Annotated in this window: 22 protein-coding genes, 3 tRNA genes and 3 rRNA genes; 19 read left to right on the forward strand and 9 right to left on the reverse strand. The window is 50.1% G+C overall.

Features of this window, described 5'->3' with window-relative positions; all coding sequences use genetic code 11:
- Positions 1-14: 14 nt before the first annotated feature.
- A complete protein-coding gene (locus GA565_RS05745) occupies positions 15-341 on the forward strand; it encodes a c-type cytochrome (RefSeq protein WP_152201328.1) in 327 nt (108 codons plus the stop codon).
- Between the two features lie 96 nt (positions 342-437).
- On the opposite strand, the gene rof is transcribed toward GA565_RS05745, so the two are convergent.
- Together rof and GA565_RS05755 are read right to left on the reverse strand one after the other, a co-directional pair.
- Positions 438-698, reverse strand: coding sequence for a Rho-binding antiterminator (gene rof, locus GA565_RS05750; protein ID WP_055773121.1), 261 nt, complete (start codon positions 696-698; stop codon positions 438-440).
- Positions 688-885: a YaeP family protein gene (locus tag GA565_RS05755; RefSeq protein WP_055773123.1), complete on the reverse strand. Its 198-nt coding sequence runs from the start codon at positions 883-885 to the stop codon at positions 688-690. The genes rof and GA565_RS05755 overlap by 11 nt, the downstream gene beginning before the upstream one ends.
- A gap of 221 nt (positions 886-1106) precedes the next feature.
- Here GA565_RS05755 and GA565_RS05760 point away from each other — a divergent pair, with 221 nt between their 5' ends.
- The 3 genes from GA565_RS05760 (at position 1107) to nlpE (ending at position 2838) form a co-directional block, all read left to right on the forward strand.
- On the forward strand, positions 1107-1670 hold the full coding sequence (locus GA565_RS05760) for a YaeQ family protein (protein WP_055773128.1): 564 nt from the start codon (positions 1107-1109) through the stop codon (positions 1668-1670).
- Position 1671: 1 nt separating this feature from the next.
- Complete coding sequence (arfB, locus tag GA565_RS05765; RefSeq protein ID WP_152197699.1) at positions 1672-2082, forward strand: alternative ribosome rescue aminoacyl-tRNA hydrolase ArfB; 411 nt, start codon at positions 1672-1674, stop codon at positions 2080-2082.
- Between the two features lie 63 nt (positions 2083-2145).
- The gene (nlpE, locus tag GA565_RS05770; protein ID WP_084983579.1) at positions 2146-2838 is read left to right on the forward strand and encodes an envelope stress response activation lipoprotein NlpE; all 693 of its coding nucleotides are present in this window, start codon (positions 2146-2148) and stop codon (positions 2836-2838) included.
- Positions 2839-2946: 108 nt separating this feature from the next.
- Here the strand turns inward: nlpE and proS are convergent, their stop codons facing one another.
- From proS to metN, 6 genes are all read right to left on the reverse strand, one after another.
- Complete coding sequence (gene proS / locus GA565_RS05775) at positions 2947-4665, reverse strand: proline--tRNA ligase (protein WP_152197700.1); 1719 nt, start codon at positions 4663-4665, stop codon at positions 2947-2949.
- Between the two features lie 188 nt (positions 4666-4853).
- Positions 4854-5561 carry a tRNA (N6-threonylcarbamoyladenosine(37)-N6)-methyltransferase TrmO gene (tsaA, locus tag GA565_RS05780; protein WP_152197701.1) on the reverse strand — a complete coding sequence of 236 codons (708 nt, stop codon included), beginning with the start codon at positions 5559-5561 and terminating at the stop codon, positions 4854-4856.
- Positions 5558-5962: an Rcs stress response system protein RcsF gene (gene rcsF, locus GA565_RS05785; RefSeq protein ID WP_152197702.1), complete on the reverse strand. Its 405-nt coding sequence runs from the start codon at positions 5960-5962 to the stop codon at positions 5558-5560. The genes tsaA and rcsF overlap by 4 nt, the downstream gene beginning before the upstream one ends.
- Positions 5963-6217: 255 nt before the next feature.
- A complete protein-coding gene (locus GA565_RS05790; RefSeq protein ID WP_152197703.1) occupies positions 6218-7033 on the reverse strand; it encodes a MetQ/NlpA family lipoprotein in 816 nt (271 codons plus the stop codon).
- Positions 7034-7104: 71 nt separating this feature from the next.
- Positions 7105-7758 carry a methionine ABC transporter permease MetI gene (locus tag GA565_RS05795; RefSeq protein WP_055773148.1) on the reverse strand — a complete coding sequence of 218 codons (654 nt, stop codon included), beginning with the start codon at positions 7756-7758 and terminating at the stop codon, positions 7105-7107.
- Positions 7751-8782, reverse strand: a complete 1032-nt coding sequence (gene metN, locus GA565_RS05800) for a methionine ABC transporter ATP-binding protein MetN (protein WP_152197704.1) — start codon at positions 8780-8782, stop codon at positions 7751-7753. Before metN ends, GA565_RS05795 begins: the two co-directional genes overlap by 8 nt.
- A 176-nt stretch (positions 8783-8958) precedes the next feature.
- On the opposite strand from metN, the gene gmhB reads away from it, so the two are divergent.
- From gmhB to GA565_RS05835, 7 genes are all read left to right on the forward strand, one after another.
- On the forward strand, positions 8959-9525 hold the full coding sequence (gmhB, locus tag GA565_RS05805; protein ID WP_370518021.1) for a D-glycero-beta-D-manno-heptose 1,7-bisphosphate 7-phosphatase: 567 nt from the start codon (positions 8959-8961) through the stop codon (positions 9523-9525).
- Between the two features lie 418 nt (positions 9526-9943).
- Positions 9944-11486, forward strand: a 16S ribosomal RNA gene (locus tag GA565_RS05810).
- Positions 11487-11558: 72 nt separating this feature from the next.
- Positions 11559-11635 (forward strand) — tRNA-Ile (locus GA565_RS05815).
- A 134-nt stretch (positions 11636-11769) separates the two neighbouring features.
- Positions 11770-11845 (forward strand) — tRNA-Ala (locus GA565_RS05820).
- A gap of 213 nt (positions 11846-12058) precedes the next feature.
- Positions 12059-14966: ribosomal RNA gene (locus tag GA565_RS05825) — 23S ribosomal RNA — on the forward strand.
- 213 nt (positions 14967-15179) lie between these two features.
- A 5S ribosomal RNA gene (gene rrf, locus GA565_RS05830) occupies positions 15180-15295 on the forward strand.
- Together the 16S, 23S and 5S rRNA genes with 3 tRNA genes alongside form the textbook arrangement of a ribosomal RNA operon.
- 91 nt (positions 15296-15386) lie before the next feature.
- Positions 15387-15463: transfer RNA gene (locus GA565_RS05835), tRNA-Asp, on the forward strand.
- Between the two features lie 111 nt (positions 15464-15574).
- On the opposite strand, the gene GA565_RS05840 is transcribed toward GA565_RS05835, so the two are convergent.
- The gene (locus GA565_RS05840; protein WP_055781027.1) at positions 15575-15967 is read right to left on the reverse strand and encodes a hypothetical protein; all 393 of its coding nucleotides are present in this window, start codon (positions 15965-15967) and stop codon (positions 15575-15577) included.
- 364 nt (positions 15968-16331) lie between these two features.
- Here GA565_RS05840 and GA565_RS05845 point away from each other — a divergent pair, with 364 nt between their 5' ends.
- From GA565_RS05845 to GA565_RS05880, 8 genes are read left to right on the forward strand one after another with little or no spacing between them, the layout of a single operon-like run.
- Complete coding sequence (locus tag GA565_RS05845; RefSeq protein ID WP_152197706.1) at positions 16332-17048, forward strand: beta-ketoacyl synthase chain length factor; 717 nt, start codon at positions 16332-16334, stop codon at positions 17046-17048.
- 17 nt (positions 17049-17065) lie between these two features.
- A complete protein-coding gene (locus tag GA565_RS05850; protein WP_055781033.1) occupies positions 17066-17848 on the forward strand; it encodes a 1-acyl-sn-glycerol-3-phosphate acyltransferase in 783 nt (260 codons plus the stop codon).
- A gap of 3 nt (positions 17849-17851) precedes the next feature.
- A complete protein-coding gene (locus tag GA565_RS05855) occupies positions 17852-18109 on the forward strand; it encodes a phosphopantetheine-binding protein (protein WP_055781037.1) in 258 nt (85 codons plus the stop codon).
- Positions 18110-18145: 36 nt separating this feature from the next.
- On the forward strand, positions 18146-18400 hold the full coding sequence (locus GA565_RS05860) for an acyl carrier protein (RefSeq protein ID WP_055781040.1): 255 nt from the start codon (positions 18146-18148) through the stop codon (positions 18398-18400).
- A gap of 7 nt (positions 18401-18407) precedes the next feature.
- Positions 18408-18998: a hypothetical protein gene (locus GA565_RS05865; RefSeq protein WP_152197707.1), complete on the forward strand. Its 591-nt coding sequence runs from the start codon at positions 18408-18410 to the stop codon at positions 18996-18998.
- Complete coding sequence (locus tag GA565_RS05870; RefSeq protein WP_152197708.1) at positions 18965-20353, forward strand: AMP-binding protein; 1389 nt, start codon at positions 18965-18967, stop codon at positions 20351-20353. Before GA565_RS05865 ends, GA565_RS05870 begins: the two co-directional genes overlap by 34 nt.
- Positions 20350-20688 carry a hydroxymyristoyl-ACP dehydratase gene (locus GA565_RS05875; protein ID WP_055781048.1) on the forward strand — a complete coding sequence of 113 codons (339 nt, stop codon included), beginning with the start codon at positions 20350-20352 and terminating at the stop codon, positions 20686-20688. Before GA565_RS05870 ends, GA565_RS05875 begins: the two co-directional genes overlap by 4 nt.
- A complete protein-coding gene (locus GA565_RS05880) occupies positions 20682-22403 on the forward strand; it encodes a glycosyltransferase (protein ID WP_152197709.1) in 1722 nt (573 codons plus the stop codon). The genes GA565_RS05875 and GA565_RS05880 overlap by 7 nt, the downstream gene beginning before the upstream one ends.

Below are 22403 nucleotides of genomic sequence, written 5' to 3' on the forward strand. Positions count from 1 at the left end.
GTTTGGGAGCAATGATGCATGTTATAAAGAAAAGCGCACTGGGCTTGGCTCTGGCGTGGATGAGTATCACTTTGCCGGCGATGGCTGAGGGAAATATCGCCAACGGTCAAGCGAAGTCTGCCAGCTGTGCCGCCTGCCATGGTGCGACGGGCAAAGCCAGCAACACGCTTTATCCAAATCTTGCCGGACAAAATGAAGCTTATCTGGCGTTGGCATTGCAGGATTATAAGAAAGGGAGCAGGACGGGTGGGCAGGCCGGCATTATGCAGGCGTTTACCTCAGCGCTTTCAAAGCAGGATATCGATGACTTGGCGGCATACTATGCGGCTCAAAAGCCTTAAAATGCATAAGGTGGCTTAGAGGATAATCTGCAAAGAAAAACGGGCAATCTCAAGATTGCCCGTCAACGTTTTTTCGTTTGGTGATGACCGTAGAAGCTACTCTACACTCACAACCACAGTGCCAATTTTGGGATTACTGAAGCTCTCTATGTGGTCAAGCCTGAATTCCAACTGTTGCCCATCCGAGTCAACAATCAGATATTCCACTTTTTTCCGCATCAACAGATCTTTGGCCTTGGCTTCGACAAGCTCCCCATTACGCATTTTCAGCGTCAGAACCAAATGGTCCTGACAGGCAAGCTCAAGATTATCGTAATCATCGCAATTGATGGGTTGGTACTCATCATTAATCGACATAATCGCTCACCAGTAAGTTAGCGGCGGCATAAGCCGCCTGTTCTCGAACGGAAGACGGAAGTTCGGCATTTGCCGCAACGTCGTCTAATGCCTTTAGCACACAGCCCAATGCATCGGGCACATAACCGAGATCGCCACTGCCGATCTCCGCATACTTTCGGCGTACTAATTCAGAGTATTGTTGCATAGGTCCTCCTCTAGAGCTTGTTCGAAATGGCTCTTTACGCAACTTTTCGAACAAACTCTTTCACTCTCCCACAGTAAGCTAAAACCTTTTAACTGGGAAAAGATAAACTTCCGTTATTAAACGACTATAGCACAGAGCGGCGTGAGTTATCAGGTTGGGCACCAAGCTTTATATTATGTTGATATCAAGTACAATGTGCGTCCATTACTTAGAGGTTTCCCATGGCGTTAAAAGCAACAATTTATAAAGCCGCAGTCAATATTGCCGATATGGATCGCAATTTTTTCTACGATGCCAACCTCACGCTGGCCCAGCACCCGTCGGAAACCGAGCAGCGTATGATGCTCCGTCTACTTGCCTGGATTTGCCACGCCGACGAACGTTTGAGTTTTACCCGCGGCCTGAGTGCCGAAGACGAGCCTGAAATCTGGCGCAAAAACGATCACAGCGGCATTGAGCTGTGGGTCGAGTTGGGTCTGCCGGATGAGAAGCGTCTGAAAAAAGCCTGTAACCAGTCGCGCACTGTGGTGCTTTACGCGTATGGTGAGCGAGCTGCCAAGGTTTGGTGGTCCCAGGTGCAAAATAAAGTCAGCCAATTTTCCAACCTGAGCGTTCGTTACATCGACGATGAACTCTTGGCGCAGCTGGTGTCCTTTTGCCAACGTAATATGGTGTTGCAGGCAACCCTGCAAGACGATGCCATCTGGCTTTCCGATGCCCAGAACAACGTAGAGATTCACTTCGAGGAGTGGAAAGACGGTAACTGGAAGCAGGCGGTGCAGTAAGGTGTTAATTTTATCCGGCAGGCTCGAAATTCCCGACGGTGAAATTGAACTCACCGCTATACGCGCACAGGGGAACGGTGGTCAAAATGTTAATAAAACCTCTAGCGCTATTCACCTGCGTTTTGATATTAAAGCGTCGAGCCTGCCTGAGTATTACCAGCTACGTTTATTAGCGTTTAAGCATCATTTAATTACTGCAGAAGGTATTGTGATAATTAAGGCGCAGGAATACCGCAGTCAGGAACAGAATCGTGAGGCGGCATTAGCCCGGTTATCCACCCTAATTAGTCAGGCAATGGTGGTAGAAAAGCCGCGGCGCGCGACTAAACCCACGCGAGGGTCTAAAATTCGTCGTGTCGAAAGTAAAGTGCGCAAAGGTGCCACAAAAGCGCTGAGAAGCAAAATTCGTTAGTTCTGCCCGTTTAATCAAGGTAGAAAGGGCGATATAAAGATCAAAACGCAGTGGGAGAAAACTGTGAAAAAAATAATGATTACTGTGGGGCTGACCTTCAGCCTGTTATCGCTATTCGGATGTCATAACAAGATTTTTGCGCAAGAACAGCCTTTCGAGGCGATGCAGCAGAGCTATAAAGGCGTGCTGCCTTGCGCTGACTGCAGTGGAATTGAAACCTCGCTGTTTTTACAACAGGATGGAACCTATATTCTGCGAGAAGTTTACCAGGTTAAGCCAAAAGAGGATCAGGCCTTCGCACAGTACGGAAAATGGGCGCGAACTGCCGACAAACTGGTGTTAACCGAAGCCAACGGAGAGAAGCGTTATTTCCGTCCGGTGGGGGATAACCTTGAGATGCTGGATATTCACGGCGATCCTATCCAATCGAAAACGCCGCATCTCGCCATGCATTATCAGTTGCAACCGGCCGAACAACGTATGCCAGAAACGCCGATGCCGCTGAGCGGTATGGTGCGATATCAGGCCGATAACGTGGTGTTCACCGACTGTACTACTGGGAAAGTCATTCCAATGGCAACCAGCAGTATGCTGCACAAGGCCTATATGAATATGCCTCACTCACCGGACCAGCTGGTGTTTGTCTCAATGGACGGGCACTTCCAGGTTGAGCCGGGCGGTGATGACGGCCGCGGTCATAAGCTGCTGGTCGCCGACAGCAACATCAGTCTGGATCCCGGTAAAAACTGCCAATAAGTTCCGAGATCAAAATAAAACGCCCGCCGATGCAGTATGCAAAGGCGGGCGTTTTTATAGAACGACAATCAATAAAAAGGCCAGCGAGTTACGCGCTGGCCTTTTTTGTTAGCGTGGGATCTGGCTCAGCAGATATTCAACGATATCGCTTTGCTTAATCATCTGCTTTTCACCGCTGCGGCGGTTTTTATATTCAAGCTCTTCTGCGTCGAGATTGCGCTCGCCGATCACCACCTGATGCGGAACGCCAATCAGCTCCATGTCGGCAAACATCACGCCCGGACGCTCTTTACGGTCGTCAAGAATAACGTCAATGCCTTTGGCACGCAGAGTCTGATAAAGCGCTTCGGCGGCGTCTTTCACGCGAAATGACTTGTTCATGTTCATAGGCAGAATAGCCACCTGGAAAGGCGCAATGGCGTCTGGCCAGATAATGCCGCGACCGTCGTGATTCTGTTCAATCGCGGCGGCAACCACGCGCGTTACACCAATACCGTAACAGCCCATGGTCATCAGCTGATTCTTACCGTCTTCGCCCTGTACGGTGGCCTTCATGGCTTCCGAGTACTTGGTGCCCAGTTGGAAGATATGACCCACTTCGATACCGCGCTTGATAAGCAGCGTCCCTTTGCCGTCTGGGCTTGCATCACCTTCGACCACGTTGCGCAGGTCAGCCACTTCAGGCAGTGCAAGGTCGCGCTCCCAGTTAATGCCGAAGTAGTGCTTACCGTCAATATTGGCACCAGCGCTGAAGTCGCTCATGGCGGCAACGGTGCGGTCAACCACGACAGGCATCACCAGATTGATTGGGCCAAGCGAGCCTGGACCGGCGTTAACCAGCGCACGAATTTCGGCTTCGGTGGCGAAGGTCAGCGGTGAAGCAACCTGCGGCAGTTTTTCAGCCTTGATTTCGTTCAGCTCGTGGTCACCACGAACCAACAGCGCAACCAGCGCGTGAGCGCTGCCTTCGGTGGCGTGAACCATCAGCGTTTTCACGGTTTTTTCTACCGGCAGCTGGAATTGCTCAACCAGCTCGGCGATGGTTTTGGCGTTTGGCGTATCGATAATACGCAGCGCTTCGGTCGCGGGGCCGCGCGGAGTCGCAGGGGCTACGGCTTCAGCTTTTTCGATGTTGGCCGCGTAGTCTGATTCAGTAGAGAAAATAACGTCATCTTCACCGCTTTCAGCCAGCACCTGGAATTCGTGCGATGCACTACCGCCGATAGAGCCGGTATCTGCCTCAACGGCGCGGAAATCAAGACCCATGCGACTAAAGATTTTACTGTAGGCCGCATACATCGCGTCGTAGGTTTCTTGCAGTGACTCCTGAGTGGTGTGGAAAGAGTAGGCGTCTTTCATCAGGAATTCACGCGAGCGCATCACGCCAAAGCGCGGACGCACTTCGTCACGGAATTTGGTCTGGATCTGGAAGAAGTTAAGCGGCAGCTGCTTATAAGAGCTGATTTCAGTGCGCATCAAATCGGTAACAACTTCTTCATGCGTAGGGCCGAGCACGAAGGCGCGCTCACCGCGGTCAACAAAACGCAGCAACTCGGGGCCGTACTGCTCCCAACGTCCACTCTCCTGCCACAGGTCGCCGGGCTGCACGACGGGCATCGAGATTTCGATTGCGCAAGCGTTGTTCATCTCTTCGCGCACGATGTTTTCGACTTTTTTCAGAACACGCAGACCGGTAGGCATCCAGGTATAAAGACCTGAGGCCAGTTTGCGGATCATTCCGGCGCGCAGCATCAGCTGGTGGCTGATGACTTCGGCGTCGGCTGGCGTCTCCTTCAGAGTGGAGAGCAGATATTGTGTTGTACGCATGATGTGTTGGTTCCGTTAGCACTGCAAATCGTCCGCAGACCGAATAGGGTCTGCCAGAACGTGAAAATATTCGAATTATCGCCTGTCACTCATAAACCCATTAGCCGCCGCTACCCTCAACACAGCAATAGCTTGCGGTCAGTTAGTTTACCAGCGACCGACGAGAGTCAAAAGAGAACCGCTAAATTTTAGTTCGGGTCGAGTGAAATAACCTGATTCTGGTCGGCAATAACCCGCCATTTGACGTTAAATTCCAGCAGGTGGACCGCATAGTCACGCGCCAGTTCTTCACCTTTACGGTAAGCCGGACGTGGGTCCTGACCTAAAACCTGGGTGATAAAACGGCGTAAATGAGGATAACGGGCCAAATTCGCCGCCAGTTGGCTTTCTGCTAGCGGTGAGAAGGTTACCGGCATATCGGCCTCGGGAGCCTCTTGCGCAAATCCTGCCACCGCCTGTGGTTGGCTTTCGGCAAAAGGCAGGTACGGCTTGATATCAACCACCGGCGTACCGTCGACTAAATCGAGGCTGCCAAGCTGTAAAATCACCTCTTTGCCCTGGCAACGTATCCCTTTTAGTTCAACCAAAGACATGCCGAGCGGATTAGGTCGGAAGGTAGAGCGGGTGGCGAAGACGCCGACGCGCGCATTGCCGCCCAATCTTGGCGGGCGTACGGTTGGGCGCCAACCGCCTTCCATGGTTTGATGAAATATAAACATTACCCAGAGATGACTGAAGGCTTCCAGGCCACGAACGGCCTCGGCCTGATTGTAGGGCGGCAGCAGGTGCAATTCACCGCCGCCGTCTTCCACCAGTCCCGGTTGACGAGGAACGGCAAACTTCTCTTTATAGGGAGAGTGGATCCTCCCTATTTCATTGAAGGTAAACGCGGTCATTTAAAGCTGACGTTAAGCGCCGAGCCTTGGCAAACGGCCTGTTGATTACAACCCGCAACGCCTGAAATTATCTGGCACTGATGCAGGAGCACCGCATTAGCCTTCATGTTTGAGGCGTGAGAAAGCATTCTTCTGCGCGCGTTTGACATGCTTGGTTGAGCGTCTTGTGCGCTAACCTGGCAAGACTCACCCGACACTTCACCCAGATCGCGGAAAGGCGTACCGACAAGCGCTTCTGCATTTTTATAAAGTTTTACCGTCGCAGGACGGGGCGCTGGTTTTGGCTTAACAGGTTTAGGCTGTTCTATGATGGGACGTTCGTTAACGATGGGCTGCGTTTTGTGAGTCGCGGAACATCCAGCTAGCAAAAGGGCTAACAAACATAGAGGTAAAGCACGCATGATATGTCCTCTGCTCTATACCCATTATTGATGAAAATACGGGAATTTTTGCTTCCTCATTCTGCCGTTATTGGTTTATTAAACGCTCGGAAGTTAGTAAGGCTGCAACCTATCCGCATTTTGAATGCTATGGGTACATTAATATTGAAAGAAAGAGGCGGTATTGAAGCAAGGTATTGAGCAAATAACAAGGCGGGCATAAGCCCGCCTTGACAATATATTATGTAATAAACAATATATTTAGACAGTGACTGATTACCAGCCTTTAACCGCACCGCCATTGAACACTTTGTTCGCGGCCTGGTAAACTTCATCAGACTGGTAGGCTTTCACAAACTTCTGCACGTTTTCAGCGTCTTTATTATCTTCACGAGCAACAATCATGTTCACATAAGGTGAGTTTTTGTCTTCTACGAAGATGCCATCTTTAGCCGGCGTCAGGCCAATCTGGCTTGCATAAGTGGTGTTGATCACCGCCAAAGCAATCTTGTTGTCATCCAATGAACGTGGCAGCTGAGGTGCTTCCAGTTCAACCAGTTTCAGATTTTTTGGATTCTCGGTCACGTCCAGTACGGTTGGCAGCAGACCTACACCGTCTTTCAGTTTAATCAGACCTTCTTTTTGCAGCAGCAGCAGTGAACGACCCAGGTTGGTAGGATCGTTTGGCAGTGCAATCTGGTCGCCGTCTTTCAGTTCGCTAATAGATTTGATTTTCTTGGAGTAGCCAGCAATCGGGTAAACAAAGGTATTGCCCACAGAGACCAGCTTGTAGCCGCGGTCTTTGATTTGCTGATCCAGATAAGGTTTGTGCTGGAAGGCGTTAACGTCGATATCACCTTTACTCAACGCTTCGTTAGGCAGTACGTAATCGTTAAAAGTGACCAGCTCAACGTCAAGACCGTATTTTTCTTTCGCTACTTTAGCGGCAACTTCGGCTACCTGCTGCTCAGCGCCGACGATAACACCCACTTTAATATGGTTTGGATCTTCTTTCTTCGGACCACAACCTGCTACGGCCAGCGTTCCCAGAAGTACACCCGCTACGGCAAGAGATTTAAATTTGATGGACATGTCCTATCCTCTATACATTTTATGTCGAGATTAATTATGGGCGGCGTGGAGCCCTGCCGCCGTTTTGTTTTTTACTTATGGGTCACTGCTTTAACAATGCGATCGCCGCAGAGTTGAATCAGGTACACCAGTACAACCAACAATATTAATACAGTATTCATTACCGTGGCATTGTAGCCGATATAGCCGTACTGATAGCCAATCTGCCCCAGACCACCGGCACCAACGGCACCGCCCATTGCGGAGTATCCCACCAGAGTGATGAGCGTAATAGTGGCAGCGTTAACTAATCCCGGCAGCGCTTCAGGCAGCAGAACTTTACGAATGATCTGCATTGGCGTTGCACCCATTGCGCGCGCGGCCTCGACTAATCCGCTTGGAATTTCCAGCATCGCATTCTCAACCATGCGGGCAATAAACGGCGCAGCGCCCACGGTCAGTGGAACGATAGCCGCCTGCAAACCGATTGAGGTTCCGACGATAATGCGTGTAAACGGGATCATCCACACCAGCAGTATAATAAAAGGAATAGAACGGAAGATGTTCACCAGCGCAGACAGGGTCCGATAGAGACTCTTGTTCTCTGCAATCTGCCCCGGACGAGTCACATAAAGCAGTACGCCAAACGGCAGGCCAAGTGCAAAGCCAAAAAAGCCGGAGGTCAGCGTCATTATTACGGTTTCCCAAATGCCCCGGCCAAGTAACCACATCATTGCCTCAGACATAACCGAGCACCTCTACCTTAACTTGATTTTCGTGCAGGAATTGAATCGCTGCCTGTGTTTCTTCAACGCTACCGTGCATTTCGGTCAGCATAATGCCGAACTTCACCCCGCCGGCATAGTCCATCTGCGCGCTGATAATATTGTTGTTAATGTTGAACTGACGCACAGCCTGTGAGAGTAGAGGAGCATCTACCGACTGACCGGTAAATTCCAGACGTAATAAAGGTACGCTATTGGCGGACTGTTCCGGCTTCATGCGCAGCGCATAATCATCGGGAATGTCCAAATGCAGCGTCGATTGAATAAACTGTTGAGCCAGCGGTGTTTTCGGGTGTGAAAACATCTCGCTCACTTTGTCTTGTTCAATCAGTTGGCCGTTGCTGATAACCGCAACCTGATCGCAGATGCGCTTAACCACGTCCATTTCATGGGTGATAAGGAGAATAGTCAGGCCCAGACGACGGTTGATGTCTTTTAACAGTTCGAGGATTGAGCGGGTCGTTGCCGGATCCAATGCGCTGGTGGCTTCATCGCACAACAACACTTTCGGGTTGCTGGCCAGCGCACGGGCAATAGCAACGCGCTGCTTTTGTCCGCCAGAGAGGTTCGCCGGATAGGCATCCTGTTTGTCTTCCAGACCGACCAACTTTAACAACTCGTTGACGCGCTGTTTGATTTGATTGGAAGAAAGGTTGTCGAGCTCTAAAGGCAGCGCCACGTTGCCAAACACGGTGCGTGATGACAACAGGTTAAAGTGTTGGAAGATCATGCCAATTTGGCGACGTGCGCGGGTCAGCTCTTTCTCTGAAAATGCCGTCAGGTCTTGGCCATCGACCAGCACTTTACCTTCTGTTGGGCGCTCAAGCAGGTTAACGCAGCGAATCAGCGTACTTTTACCCGCACCGGAGGCACCGATGACACCATAAATTTGTCCGGCAGGCACGTGAAGGCTCACGTCCGACAGGGCAGTGATGTTGCGCTGACCCTGTTTGAACACTTTGGTAATGTTGGAAAGTTTAATCATATTTATCTTATGTCGCTTTTACAGCTGTGACGTACAAAAAGTAACCCTCTGGAACTCATTCCAGAACATGGCGTGGATGCTAAGGCGTCTAGACGGCTAAGTCAACCAGATAGCATTCTCACCACCCCCTAAAACATGCGATACTTGGACATCAACCCGCCATCAGGAGCAAATACGTGGCACAAACTGTTCCAGCAATATTTTTAGACCGCGACGGTACCCTTAATGTCGATCATGGCTATGTTCATGAAATAGACGACTTCGAGTTTATTGAAGGCACCATAGAAGCCTGCCTTAAACTGAAAGAAATGGGCTTTGCCTTAGTCCTCGTGACAAACCAGTCGGGCATTGCCCGTGGAAAGTTCACCGAGGATCAATTCTTCACTCTCACTGAGTGGATGGACTGGTCGCTGGCCGATCGCGGCGTCGATTTGGACGGCATCTATTTCTGTCCTCACCATCCTGAAGCAATAGTAGAAGAGTACAAGCAGGTATGTGACTGCCGTAAGCCGCAGCCTGGGATGTTCCTTACTGCGAAAGAAGAGCTGAATATCGATATGGCCGCTTCTTATATGGTAGGCGATAAACTCGAAGACATGCAGGCTGCGATTAATGCGGGCGTAGGAACCAAAATCTTGGTTAAAAGTGGCAAACCGGTCACCGAAGAGGGAGAAGCCTTGGCAGACAAGGTTCTCGACAGTTTGACACAGTTGCCTGCAGCTATTAAAAACGGCTTAAAATAAAGCACCGAGAATGAAAAATAGGCAAACGAAATAAAACTGTATTTATTCGCTTGCCATTCCCGCTCAGCTCCCTATAATGCCGCTCCAACGACAGGGAACAACGCAGCAGCAACGCGGTGTGAACGAGTCGGGAAGAATTAATAATGATGTTGATTGATGAAATAATCGGTTGACATTAAATGAGGAAAGCGTAGTATACGCCACCTCGAGTTAGCAAGCGAAAGCGCGTAACTCACTGCTCTTTAACAATTTATCAGACAATCTGTGTGGGCACTCACAAGACGATATCAGCCACTTCGGTGGCAACAGAATATCAAGGCAGCAATGCCAAGTCTTAGAGTGACCAAGCAGTAATTCATTATGAATGATGTGAAGTAACTTTGAGCATCGCTGAACTTGTTTCAGCAAATCGAACTTTTAATTGAAGAGTTTGATCATGGCTCAGATTGAACGCTGGCGGCAGGCCTAACACATGCAAGTCGAGCGGTAGCACGGGAGAGCTTGCTCTCTGGGTGACGAGCGGCGGACGGGTGAGTAATGTCTGGGAAACTGCCTGATGGAGGGGGATAACTACTGGAAACGGTAGCTAATACCGCATGATGTCGCAAGACCAAAGTGGGGGACCTTCGGGCCTCACGCCATCGGATGTGCCCAGATGGGATTAGCTAGTAGGTGAGGTAATGGCTCACCTAGGCGACGATCCCTAGCTGGTCTGAGAGGATGACCAGCCACACTGGAACTGAGACACGGTCCAGACTCCTACGGGAGGCAGCAGTGGGGAATATTGCACAATGGGCGCAAGCCTGATGCAGCCATGCCGCGTGTGTGAAGAAGGCCTTAGGGTTGTAAAGCACTTTCAGCGAGGAGGAAGGCGTTGCAGTTAATAGCTGCAACGATTGACGTTACTCGCAGAAGAAGCACCGGCTAACTCCGTGCCAGCAGCCGCGGTAATACGGAGGGTGCAAGCGTTAATCGGAATTACTGGGCGTAAAGCGCACGCAGGCGGTTTGTTAAGTCAGATGTGAAATCCCCGAGCTTAACTTGGGAACTGCATTTGAAACTGGCAAGCTAGAGTCTTGTAGAGGGGGGTAGAATTCCAGGTGTAGCGGTGAAATGCGTAGAGATCTGGAGGAATACCGGTGGCGAAGGCGGCCCCCTGGACAAAGACTGACGCTCAGGTGCGAAAGCGTGGGGAGCAAACAGGATTAGATACCCTGGTAGTCCACGCTGTAAACGATGTCGACTTGGAGGTTGTGCCCTTGAGGCGTGGCTTCCGGAGCTAACGCGTTAAGTCGACCGCCTGGGGAGTACGGCCGCAAGGTTAAAACTCAAATGAATTGACGGGGGCCCGCACAAGCGGTGGAGCATGTGGTTTAATTCGATGCAACGCGAAGAACCTTACCTACTCTTGACATCCACGGAATTCGCTAGAGATAGCTTAGTGCCTTCGGGAACCGTGAGACAGGTGCTGCATGGCTGTCGTCAGCTCGTGTTGTGAAATGTTGGGTTAAGTCCCGCAACGAGCGCAACCCTTATCCTTTGTTGCCAGCACGTAATGGTGGGAACTCAAAGGAGACTGCCGGTGATAAACCGGAGGAAGGTGGGGATGACGTCAAGTCATCATGGCCCTTACGAGTAGGGCTACACACGTGCTACAATGGCATATACAAAGAGAAGCGAACTCGCGAGAGCAAGCGGACCTCATAAAGTATGTCGTAGTCCGGATTGGAGTCTGCAACTCGACTCCATGAAGTCGGAATCGCTAGTAATCGTAGATCAGAATGCTACGGTGAATACGTTCCCGGGCCTTGTACACACCGCCCGTCACACCATGGGAGTGGGTTGCAAAAGAAGTAGGTAGCTTAACCTTCGGGAGGGCGCTTACCACTTTGTGATTCATGACTGGGGTGAAGTCGTAACAAGGTAACCGTAGGGGAACCTGCGGTTGGATCACCTCCTTACCTAAAGATACGCATTGTGCAGTGTCCACACAGATTGTCTGATGAAATAGTAACGAGCAGAAATACCTTTATAGGCTTGTAGCTCAGGTGGTTAGAGCGCACCCCTGATAAGGGTGAGGTCGGTGGTTCAAGTCCACTCAGGCCTACCAAATTCTTTCTCATGCTGCGTTATGACTTCACTCGCATAGAAAACACTATGCTTCGCGAAGCCACGCCTTGCCTGAGTAAGAATTGAAACTCTTTTTAGGGTGGGACATATAAAGGTATCTGTAAGTGACTGTATGGGGCTATAGCTCAGCTGGGAGAGCGCCTGCCTTGCACGCAGGAGGTCAGCGGTTCGATCCCGCTTAGCTCCACCATATCCATACGGGTCACATTAATACTTCAGAGTATATTGGAAACAGTATGCTGCGAAGTATTTTGCTCTTTAACAATCTGGAACAAGCTGAAAAATTGAAACGATACAGCTGAACATAACTCTCCGTAGAAGTACTGAGTTATGCGCACCTGTATTAGAGTCTCTCAAATAATCGCAGCACGAACGGGCGTCGCAAGACACCTTCGGGTTGTGAGGTTAAGCGACTAAGCGTACACGGTGGATGCCTAGGCAGTCAGAGGCGATGAAGGGCGTGCTAATCTGCGAAAAGCGTCGGTAAGGTGATATGAACCGTTATACCCGACGATACCCGAATGGGGAAACCCAATGTGATACGTCACATTATCGCATGGTGAATACATAGCCATGCGAGGCGAACCGGGGGAACTGAAACATCTAAGTACCCCGAGGAAAAGAAATCAACCGAGATTCCCCCAGTAGCGGCGAGCGAACGGGGAACAGCCCAGAACCTGAATCAGTTTATGTGTTAGTGGAAGCGTCTGGAAGGTCGCACAGTATAGGGTGATAGTCCCGTACACAAAAATGCATAGGCTGTGAGTTCGATGAGTAGGGCGGGACACGTGACATCCTGTCTGAATATGGGGGGACCATCCTCCAAGGCTAAATACTCCTGACTGACCGATAGTGAACCAGTACCGTGAGGGAAAGGCGAAAAGAACCCCGGCGAGGGGAGTGAAATAGAACCTGAAACCGTGTACGTACAAGCAGTGGGAGCCTACTTTGTTGGGTGACTGCGTACCTTTTGTATAATGGGTCAGCGACTTATATTTTGTAGCAAGGTTAACCGTATAGGGGAGCCGTAGGGAAACCGAGTCTTAACTGGGCGTCAAGTTGCAAGGTATAGACCCGAAACCCGGTGATCTAGCCATGGGCAGGTTGAAGGTTGGGTAACACTAACTGGAGGACCGAACCGACTAATGTTGAAAAATTAGCGGATGACTTGTGGCTGGGGGTGAAAGGCCAATCAAACCGGGAGATAGCTGGTTCTCCCCGAAAGCTATTTAGGTAGCGCCTCGTGAACTCATCTTCGGGGGTAGAGCACTGTTTCGACTAGGGGTCCATCCCGGATTACCAACTCGATGCAAACTACGAATACCGAAGAATGTTATCACGGGAGACACACGGCGGGTGCTAACGTCCGTCGTGAAGAGGGAAACAACCCAGACCGCCAGCTAAGGTCCCAAAGTCATGGTTAAGTGGGAAACGATGTGGGAAGGCATAGACAGCCAGGATGTTGGCTTAGAAGCAGCCATCATTTAAAGAAAGCGTAATAGCTCACTGGTCGAGTCGGCCTGCGCGGAAGATGTAACGGGGCTAAACCATGCACCGAAGCTGCGGCAGCGACGCTTAGGCGTTGTTGGGTAGGGGAGCGTTCTGTAAGCCGTTGAAGGTGGTCTGTGAGGGCTGCTGGAGGTATCAGAAGTGCGAATGCTGACATAAGTAACGATAATGCGGGTGAAAAACCCGCACGCCGGAAGACCAAGGGTTCCTGTCCAACGTTAATCGGGGCAGGGTGAGTCGACCCCTAAGGCGAGGCCGAAAGGCGTAGTCGATGGGAAACAGGTTAATATTCCTGTACTTGGTGTTACTGCGAAGGGGGGACGGAGAGGGCTAGGCTAGCCGGGCGACGGTTGTCCCGGTTTAAGCGTGTAGGGGGTGTGACTTGGTAAATCCGGTTGCATATCAACCCTGAGGCGTGATGACGAGCCACTACGGTGGTGAAGTAGTTGATGCCGCACTTCCAGGAAAAGCCTCTAAGCATCAGGTAACATTAAATCGTACCCCAAACCGACACAGGTGGTCAGGTAGAGAATACTCAGGCGCTTGAGAGAACTCGGGTGAAGGAACTAGGCAAAATGGTGCCGTAACTTCGGGAGAAGGCACGCTGTCGCTAGGTGGAGGAACTTGCTTCCCGAGCTGAAGACAGTCGAAGATACCAGCTGGCTGCAACTGTTTAATAAAAACACAGCACTGTGCAAACACGAAAGTGGACGTATACGGTGTGACGCCTGCCCGGTGCCGGAAGGTTAATTGATGGGGTTATCCGCAAGGAGAAGCTCTTGATCGAAGCCCCGGTAAACGGCGGCCGTAACTATAACGGTCCTAAGGTAGCGAAATTCCTTGTCGGGTAAGTTCCGACCTGCACGAATGGCGTAATGATGGCCAGGCTGTCTCCACCCGAGACTCAGTGAAATTGAACTCGCTGTGAAGATGCAGTGTACCCGCGGCAAGACGGAAAGACCCCGTGAACCTTTACTATAGCTTGACACTGAACATTGAGCCTTGATGTGTAGGATAGGTGGGAGGCTTTGAAGCGTGGACGCCAGTCTGCGTGGAGCCAACCTTGAAATACCACCCTTTAATGTTTGATGTTCTAACTCGGCCCCGTAATCCGGGGTGAGGACAGTGTCTGGTGGGTAGTTTGACTGGGGCGGTCTCCTCCTAAAGAGTAACGGAGGAGCACGAAGGTTAGCTAATCACGGTCGGACATCGTGAGGTTAGTGCAATGGCATAAGCTAGCTTGACTGCGAGAGTGACGGCTCGAGCAGGTACGAAAGTAGGTCATAGTGATCCGGTGGTTCTGAATGGAAGGGCCATCGCTCAACGGATAAAAGGTACTCCGGGGATAACAGGCTGATACCGCCCAAGAGTTCATATCGACGGCGGTGTTTGGCACCTCGATGTCGGCTCATCACATCCTGGGGCTGAAGTAGGTCCCAAGGGTACGGCTGTTCGCCGTTTAAAGTGGTACGCGAGCTGGGTTTAGAACGTCGTGAGACAGTTCGGTCCCTATCTGCCGTGGGCGTTGGAAGATTGAGAGGGGCTGCTCCTAGTACGAGAGGACCGGAGTGGACGCATCACTGGTGTTCGGGTTGTCATGCCAATGGCATTGCCCGGTAGCTAAATGCGGAAAAGATAAGCGCTGAAAGCATCTAAGCGCGAAACTTGCCTCGAGATGAGTCTTCCCTGGGACTTCGAGTCCCCTGAAGGGACGTTTAAGACTAAGACGTTGATAGGCTGGGTGTGTAAGTGCAGCGATGCATTGAGCTAACCAGTACTAATGACCCGAGAGGCTTAACCTTACAACACCGAAGGTGTTTTAGAGAGACACAAAAGACTTAAGTAAATTTTTCAGCGGGTTCCAGATAAAGTATTCGCGGGAACGAAAGATTTTGCGCTGAAGCCAGGCGGCAACAGAGTGTAATGAGGGAGCATACATAGGTATGTGACAGAATTACGCGAAGGCGGCCAACGCAGCAGCAGGGCAAAAGATTCGTTTCATGCACCAAGATTTGCCTGGCGGCAGTAGCGCGGTGGTCCCACCTGACCCCATGCCGAACTCAGAAGTGAAACGCCGTAGCGCCGATGGTAGTGTGGGGTCTCCCCATGCGAGAGTAGGGAACTGCCAGGCATCAATTTAGTTCCTTTTTCCCCTGACAAGGAAAAACATAAGGAACAAACTGATCTCAGACCGATTGTCTGAGGTGAGTGAAAGAACCGGTGGAGCGGTAGTTCAGTTGGTTAGAATACCTGCCTGTCACGCAGGGGGTCGCGGGTTCGAGCCCCGTCCGTTCCGCCACTTATTGCATAACCCTGAATCGAAAGATTCAGGGTTTTTTGCATTTAAGTATTGGGTATTTAGCATTTTAAGCGTATTCCTCGGTGGAAATACGCTTAAAAGAGGCCGAGTTTATCGCTGATCGACGACATTTAGCTGAGCTTTGATATCTTGATCCAGATTAGCTACCCAGCGATTGTAGTTCTTATGGATCTTCCCGCCTTCTGCATTAAGATTTTCACTGCTTACATACTGAATATTGTAATTAATAGCTGTGTAGGTGATTTTTACTTTAGCAACGTGATTACGCGGTGTTAAGGTCGCTAGAATGAGCCCGTTTTGAGGTGCAGTCATCTGCCAACCACGTTGAGCACCAGCGACAAGTATGGCTTTTTTGACCTGCTCTGACGTGTGAGTGGTTGAAATAGCTTCGCTAACGTTGCGGATTGGTGCCGTGTGATTAATGCACCCTGTGAGTAAAGTTGTGCAGACTAGAACAGGAAGAAGAAGCATGGAAAATTTCATTGAACAGCCTTTTTGATGATTTAATAGACAATTGTCGTAAGGATATCAACCCGAACTCCCTATATCCAAAGTACCTAATAATATGCTGAGCAGGAACGTTTATTTGTTGAATGTCTCTTTATTCATCTTATTAAGAATAATGTTGTGTTCGGTCGTGCAGTGAAAAAATAAAGTCGTCTTAAACTTATTTTTCTTATTAATTATTTTTTAATTAATGACGCGTCGATATTTTTTAGTTTAGAACCTGTTAAGATCATATTCAGTTGCTCATTTGGCTAGGACAATTCGTAATTGCAGATGCAACCGAGTACAAAATCTAATAGAGTCTGATCTCACCGAATAAATTTCCGAGAGCTCGAAGAAAATGAACTACTCATTAGCTGTACTTGATTGGCATGCAATAGCGCCGGGCGTGAGTACTTCAGAGGCCTGGTGTCAGTGGGCATCACAGCCTGCCGGAAGTAGGTTTGAAGGTGAGGTTGAAAAAAGCCAGCGCATACCGATGATGTCAGCTCGAAGAATGAGCCCCGTTAGCCGCTTGGCAGTTGAGGCTGCGCTAGCGCTATTGGAAAAGCATCGAATTGATAGGGCGGTATTTATCAGTCGACACGGTGAGCTTGAGAGAACCTATAAAATTCTTCAGGCCTTGGCACAAGAACAACAAGTTTCGCCGACAGACTTTTCAATGTCCGTACACAACACCGCAGCAGGATGGATGACTATTGCTGCGAAAAATACGCTTCCCGTGACATCTCTAACGGCGGGAAAAGACAGCTTTCAGCAGGGCATGATTGAAGCGCGTGCCATGCTGTCGGTCGAGGGCGTTGAAAAAGTGTTGCTGATTGATTTCGACGGTATTGTTCCTGCACCTTATGACGATGCCTGCAGTGAAGATTATTCACCCTACTGCGTTGCGCTTATATTGTCTCTGGGGGATCAGTTTACGTGTCAGCGAAATGCTGAAAAACATATTAATTTAATGCCGCAAAGCCTGATTTTTTTACGAAATTTTTTACTGAAAAACGAAGCATTCTGTATCGGGAACGAGACGGGGCAATGGCAGTGGCAGCGTACAGATTAAAAACTGGAAATGATAAAATGCAACGTGCCAACCTGTTAAACCGCCTGTGGCGATGGTTTGCGACCGGAATATTTTTTGCATTTTTCGGATTAGGAGGACTGGTACTTTCGCTTATCTGGTTTAACCTATTGCGACTGTTTATACGTGATCCTAAGCGACTTCATTCTATTACGCTAAACAGTATAAAAAACAGTTTTCGCTTGTTCCTGAATTTATTACGGCTAGTCGGCGTACTGGATTATCGAATAGAAGGGGCGGAACTTTTTAAGCAGGACAAAGGTTGTCTGGTTGTCGCGAACCATCCCAGTCTGCTCGATTATGTGTTACTCGCCTCTTGTATGCCGCGTTGTGACTGCATTGTGAAGCAGGCGCTGCTGAAAAACCCTTTTGTGCGCGGCGTCATCAAGTCTGCGGGCTATCTGATTAACACAGAATCTGAAACTCTGCTCAGTGCTTGTGAAGAACGGCTAAAAGGCGGCGGGACTATTCTTATTTTTCCTGAAGGGACTCGATCTACTTTGGGAAAAGAGATTACTTTACAGCGTGGTGCTGCCAACATCGCACTGAGAACTGGCTGTGATATTCGCGTGGTTTATATCTCTTGCTATCCGCCAATGCTAACAAAGCAGGGCCGATGGTATAATATTCCACCCTCTAAGCCTTTGTTTATTATCAAAGTTAAAAGCAAGATTGTGACCCAGGATTTTATTGAAGCAAATGACGCCTCGCCTGCGATGGCAGCAAGACGTCTGACTCATCACCTGCGTTCTGAGCTAATGTTGAAAAATAACGAGAAATAAGTAATGGATCCATTAAGTAACGAAATTAAAGTTCTGATCATCGACACTCTCAACCTTGAAGGGATGACGCCAGAAGAGATTGACACTCATGATGCACTTTTTGGTGAAGGTTTAGGTCTCGACTCTATCGACGCACTGGAGTTAGGGCTGGCTTTAAAAAATAAATATGGCGTTGTGCTTTCTGCAGAAAGCGACGAAATGCGTCAACATTTTTATTCGGTAAAAACTCTCGCCAAGTTTATTACGGAACAAAAAAAATAGTTATCTAACAATAACAATGCCTTTTGAGAAGATTTTATGCAAAAGCTTGAGATTTATCAGCAAATTACCGACCTTTTGGTCAAACTATTTGAGCTTGATGCGAGCGATATCACACCAGAATCGCGACTGTATGAAGACCTTGATCTAGACAGTATCGACGCCGTCGATTTGGTCGTGCATTTGCAGAAAACAACCGGCAGAAAGATAAAGCCTGAAATGTTCAAGTCTGTGAAAACGGTTCAGGACGTCGTTGACGCGATCGACGAATTACTCAATTCAGAACAGCAGTAGCCGGACGATGGTCGAACGTCGTCAATCTCGCGCTTCACGACTGACTGCCATTTTGCACGCATTGATGGTCGTGACCATCATCATTTATCCTCTTGCCGTGTGGCTGGGCCTCAAAAGTTGGGGAATTGGCATTCTGGCACCCGTTTTAGTGGGGGTGTTTGTTCTCAGACTGCTGACGTTCCGTGGGAAAATCAGCCAGCTTACGGCACTTGGCCGAATCGTGGCGATTGCCGGCGTGATATTTGCCTCCGAAAGCTGGCTGCTGCACGAAACGCAAATGCTGCTTTATTATCCCGTGGCGGTGAACGGCCTGTTGCTGCTGCTGTTTGGTTATTCACTGATTTCTCCACCGCCTATTGTTGAGCGACTCGCCCGACTCTCTCAGCCCGATTTGCCGCCACAGGCCGTCAAATACACGCGACGTGTTACGCAGGTCTGGTGTGCCTTCTTCATCATTAACGGCGCCATCGCGCTTTACACCTGCCTGAAAGGTGATATTGCACTTTGGACTTTATATAACGGCGGGATCAGTTATCTGCTGATGGGTTTACTAATGGGTATTGAATGGACAGTCAGAAAAACACTCCAGCGCGGTTAGTATTACCGATGGAAGAATGGCTGACCCCCATTGCAGGTGAAGATCGCCTGATAGCCTGGAGCCGTACCCAAGAGTGGCGTCAAAGTGACTTTCGCCGCGACGTCTCTGTGTTGATTACCCAACTGCAGCAGCAATCTCCCTATCGCTGGGCGCTATGCTTCAACGACAGTTACTATTTTGCCGTTGCCCTGCTGGCAGTGCTTTACTGCAACAAATTGCCCGTGCTACCGGGACATCAACGGCAGACGCAGCTTGAAGAGCAACAGCCAGAGTTTGATGCTCTGCTGACTGACTGTGCGTTGAAACTGCAATGCCCTACGTTAATGCTCCCCGAGGCCATTTTAGTTGACGAACAGGTCGATACCTGCGAGCTGCCCGTATTTCCTCGCGATGCTTCCCTGGTGTTATTCACTTCGGGTTCAACCGGAAAGCCGCAAAAAACCATTAAAAGCGTGGCCAGTTTGCAGACTGAAAGCCAGTGGCTTGCGCAACGCTGGGGCAAACAGCTGCAGGGCGCGCGCTTTGTCGCTACCGTTTCAGCGCAGCATATGTATGGTCTGACGTTCCGCTTTATGCTGCCGTTGGGATTGGGGTTGCCGCTTTATTCAAGCAGTCTTGAGGTTCACGAGCAGTTGGTATTTATGGCCAATCAGTTTTCCTTGGCACTGGTCAGCAGTCCAACTTTTCTGCAGCGTTTGGACGACCGCCTTAACAAAATTAGCAGCGTGCAGATTTTTTCGGCCGGTGGACCGCTTGCGGCGAAAGAGGCTGCAAGAGTGCATCAACTCTGCGGCGTGTATCCCACGGATATTTATGGCACCACTGAAACCAGTATTATCGCCAGTCGTCAGCAGCAGCATGAAGGGACGCCCTGGACGCTGTTCGACGGCGTCAATCTTAGCCTTGAGCCAGAAAATCGGGTACGCGTCTTTTCAGAATTAATCCTGCACCCAGAAGGCATTGAGCTCAGTGATAATATTGAGCTTGCCGTCAACGGACGTGAGTTTCATTTACTAGGGCGCAAAGACCGCATTGTTAAAATTGCCGAACAGCGACTGTCTTTAAGCGAAATTGAACACCGCCTATGCCAATTACCCACCATTGACGATGCCTGTGTGATCGCTATCGAAAAAAACGGTCGGCCTTACATCGCCGCTGTCGTGGTATTAAGCGCCAGTGCGCGGCAGCAGTGGCAGCAGCAATCTCACAGCGCCGTCACGCTGGCATTGCGACAGTCTTTACGTCCGTGGTTGGCAGCCGTGGCATTGCCGCGATTTTGGCGATTTCTGCCCGAAATCCCACTTAACCAACAGGGTAAGCGGGCGTACGCCGAACTAAAGGAACTCTTTTTATGATGCAGCCAAAAGTGCTTAATAAACACAATACTGACACCGGCGTCACGCTCGAACTCATGCTGCCTGCGGAGCTTTTCTGGTTTCAGGGACATTTTCCCGGCCAACCTATTTTACCCGGCGTTACCCAGCTTCACTGGGTTATGGAATATGCTCGGCAAGAGCTGGCGCTTGCCGGTGAATTTGCTGGATTTGACGTGCTGAAATTTCAGCAACCGCTACTGCCTGAGCAGCGGGTCACCTTGACACTTCACTGGTTGGCAGAAAAAAACAAGCTCACGTTTAATTACCAGGTCGGCGACCGTCAGGCCAGCAGCGGAAAGATAAACCTATGCTGAACCAGGCTTTTTGCCCGTGCATCATCATTCCCTGTTTTAACCACGGGGCAATGATGGCCAGCGTTCTGTCGCGACTCGCGCCGTTTGGTCTACCCTGTATCGTGGTGGATGACGGCAGCGAAAGTAAGACACAAGACCAGCTTAAGCGGCTGGCGCAGCAGTATCCCTGGGTTTCCCTGCAGCGTTTGCCTGAGAATCGCGGCAAGGGTGCGGCAGTAATGGCGGCGATGAAATATGCGCAACAACAGGGTTATAGCCATGCTCTGCAGGTTGATGCCGATGGGCAGCATCAGTTGGCGGACGTTCCTGCCTTGCTTAAAGAGGCCGAAGCCTTTCCTGAAAGCCTTATTTCCGGTAAACCGGTATATGACAGTTCCGTACCCAAGTCGCGCTTGTATGGCCGTTATGTCACCCATTTTTGGGTCTGGATAGAAACACTCTCGTTTTCATTAAAAGACAGCATGTGTGGTTTTCGCGTCTATCCATTGAGGGCTTCTTTGGCCGTCATGCAGCAAAACGCTATTGGCGAGCGCATGGATTTCGACACTGAAATCATGGTGCGACTTTACTGGCAGGGGACGCACAGCCGTTTTATCGATACCCGCGTGATTTACCCCGTAGACGGGCTTTCGCACTTTGACGCGATCAAAGACAATTTACGCATTTCGTGGATGCACACGCGGCTTTTTTTAGGCATGTTGCCGCGCATTCCCAAACTTCTGCGTATGAAAAAAAATGCCAGCCCCGATCCCCATTGGTCAAAAACCAGTGAGCGCAGGGGGCTGTGGGGCATTCGACTGATGCTGCGCATTTATCACATGCTCGGGCGTCGTGCCTTTCAACTATTGCTCTATCCGGTGATTGGCTATTTTTGGTTGACTGGACGGCGACAGCGCCGCGCTTCTCAAAACTACCTCACTCGACTTGCTCAGGTTGCCGAGGCCAGGCATATCGCGCTGCCTTATTCATTAAACAGTTTTCGTCATTTTATGCGTTTCGGCGATGCCATGCTGAGTAAACTTGCCACCTGGCAAGGCGATACTCTGTTGGGAAGAGACGCCGTGCTGGTCGATAGCGTGCGTTGCGAGGTACAAATTGCCAGCGGCAAGGGCACGCTGATTATTGGCTCCCATCTCGGTGACATCGAGTCCTGTCGTGCACTCGGTGAGTTGAATAACAACGTGAAAGTGAACGCCCTGGTGTTTACCCAGCACGCTGAAAGATTCAATCAGGTGATGAAAGAGGTCAATCCTCAGGCCAACGTCAATCTTATTCAGGTCACTAACATGGGGCCTGAAGTTGCCATTATGCTGAAAGAAAAGCTCGATCGCGGCGAATGGGTGGCGATCGTCGGCGATCGCACCTCTGCCAGTGGCTATCATCGGAGTGGTTCACAGCGCCTGATTTATAGCGAATTTCTAGGCGCTCCTGCCGCCTTCCCGCAGGGACCCTTTATTCTGGCTGCTGCGCTGCGAGTGCCCGTATTTCTAATGTTTGGCATTGTGCAACAGCATAAGCTACATGTGTATTTCGAATCTTTTGCCGACCCGCTGCTGCTGCCCCGCGCGACCCGGCAACAAAGTTTGCAGAATATCGTCGACAGTTATGCACAGCGGCTTGAGCACTACAGCCTGCTGGCGCCGCATGACTGGTTTAATTTTTATGATTTCTGGCAGCATCCCGAGGATGTGCCAACTGACAGAGAGCCCGAGTGA

Source organism: Rouxiella sp. S1S-2, assembly GCF_009208105.1.
In the GTDB taxonomy this organism is placed as follows: Bacteria; Pseudomonadota; Gammaproteobacteria; order Enterobacterales; family Enterobacteriaceae; genus Rouxiella.

Coding starts and splice junctions, on each gene's coding strand:
- GA565_RS05745 (WP_152201328.1), top strand. CDS start 15: ATGCATGTTATAAAGAAAAGCGCACTGGGCTTGGCTCTGGCGTGGATG.
- rof (WP_055773121.1), bottom strand. CDS start 698: ATGTCGATTAATGATGAGTACCAACCCATCAATTGCGATGATTACGAT.
- GA565_RS05755 (WP_055773123.1), bottom strand. CDS start 885: ATGCAACAATACTCTGAATTAGTACGCCGAAAGTATGCGGAGATCGGC.
- GA565_RS05760 (WP_055773128.1), top strand. CDS start 1,107: ATGGCGTTAAAAGCAACAATTTATAAAGCCGCAGTCAATATTGCCGAT.
- proS (WP_152197700.1), bottom strand. CDS start 4,665: ATGCGTACAACACAATATCTGCTCTCCACTCTGAAGGAGACGCCAGCC.
- tsaA (WP_152197701.1), bottom strand. CDS start 5,561: ATGACCGCGTTTACCTTCAATGAAATAGGGAGGATCCACTCTCCCTAT.
- rcsF (WP_152197702.1), bottom strand. CDS start 5,962: ATGCGTGCTTTACCTCTATGTTTGTTAGCCCTTTTGCTAGCTGGATGT.
- GA565_RS05790 (WP_152197703.1), bottom strand. CDS start 7,033: ATGTCCATCAAATTTAAATCTCTTGCCGTAGCGGGTGTACTTCTGGGA.
- GA565_RS05795 (WP_055773148.1), bottom strand. CDS start 7,758: ATGTCTGAGGCAATGATGTGGTTACTTGGCCGGGGCATTTGGGAAACC.
- metN (WP_152197704.1), bottom strand. CDS start 8,782: ATGATTAAACTTTCCAACATTACCAAAGTGTTCAAACAGGGTCAGCGC.
- GA565_RS05840 (WP_055781027.1), bottom strand. CDS start 15,967: ATGAAATTTTCCATGCTTCTTCTTCCTGTTCTAGTCTGCACAACTTTA.
- GA565_RS05845 (WP_152197706.1), top strand. CDS start 16,332: ATGAACTACTCATTAGCTGTACTTGATTGGCATGCAATAGCGCCGGGC.
- GA565_RS05850 (WP_055781033.1), top strand. CDS start 17,066: ATGCAACGTGCCAACCTGTTAAACCGCCTGTGGCGATGGTTTGCGACC.
- GA565_RS05855 (WP_055781037.1), top strand. CDS start 17,852: ATGGATCCATTAAGTAACGAAATTAAAGTTCTGATCATCGACACTCTC.
- GA565_RS05860 (WP_055781040.1), top strand. CDS start 18,146: ATGCAAAAGCTTGAGATTTATCAGCAAATTACCGACCTTTTGGTCAAA.
- GA565_RS05865 (WP_152197707.1), top strand. CDS start 18,408: ATGGTCGAACGTCGTCAATCTCGCGCTTCACGACTGACTGCCATTTTG.
- GA565_RS05870 (WP_152197708.1), top strand. CDS start 18,965: ATGGACAGTCAGAAAAACACTCCAGCGCGGTTAGTATTACCGATGGAA.
- GA565_RS05875 (WP_055781048.1), top strand. CDS start 20,350: ATGATGCAGCCAAAAGTGCTTAATAAACACAATACTGACACCGGCGTC.
- GA565_RS05880 (WP_152197709.1), top strand. CDS start 20,682: ATGCTGAACCAGGCTTTTTGCCCGTGCATCATCATTCCCTGTTTTAAC.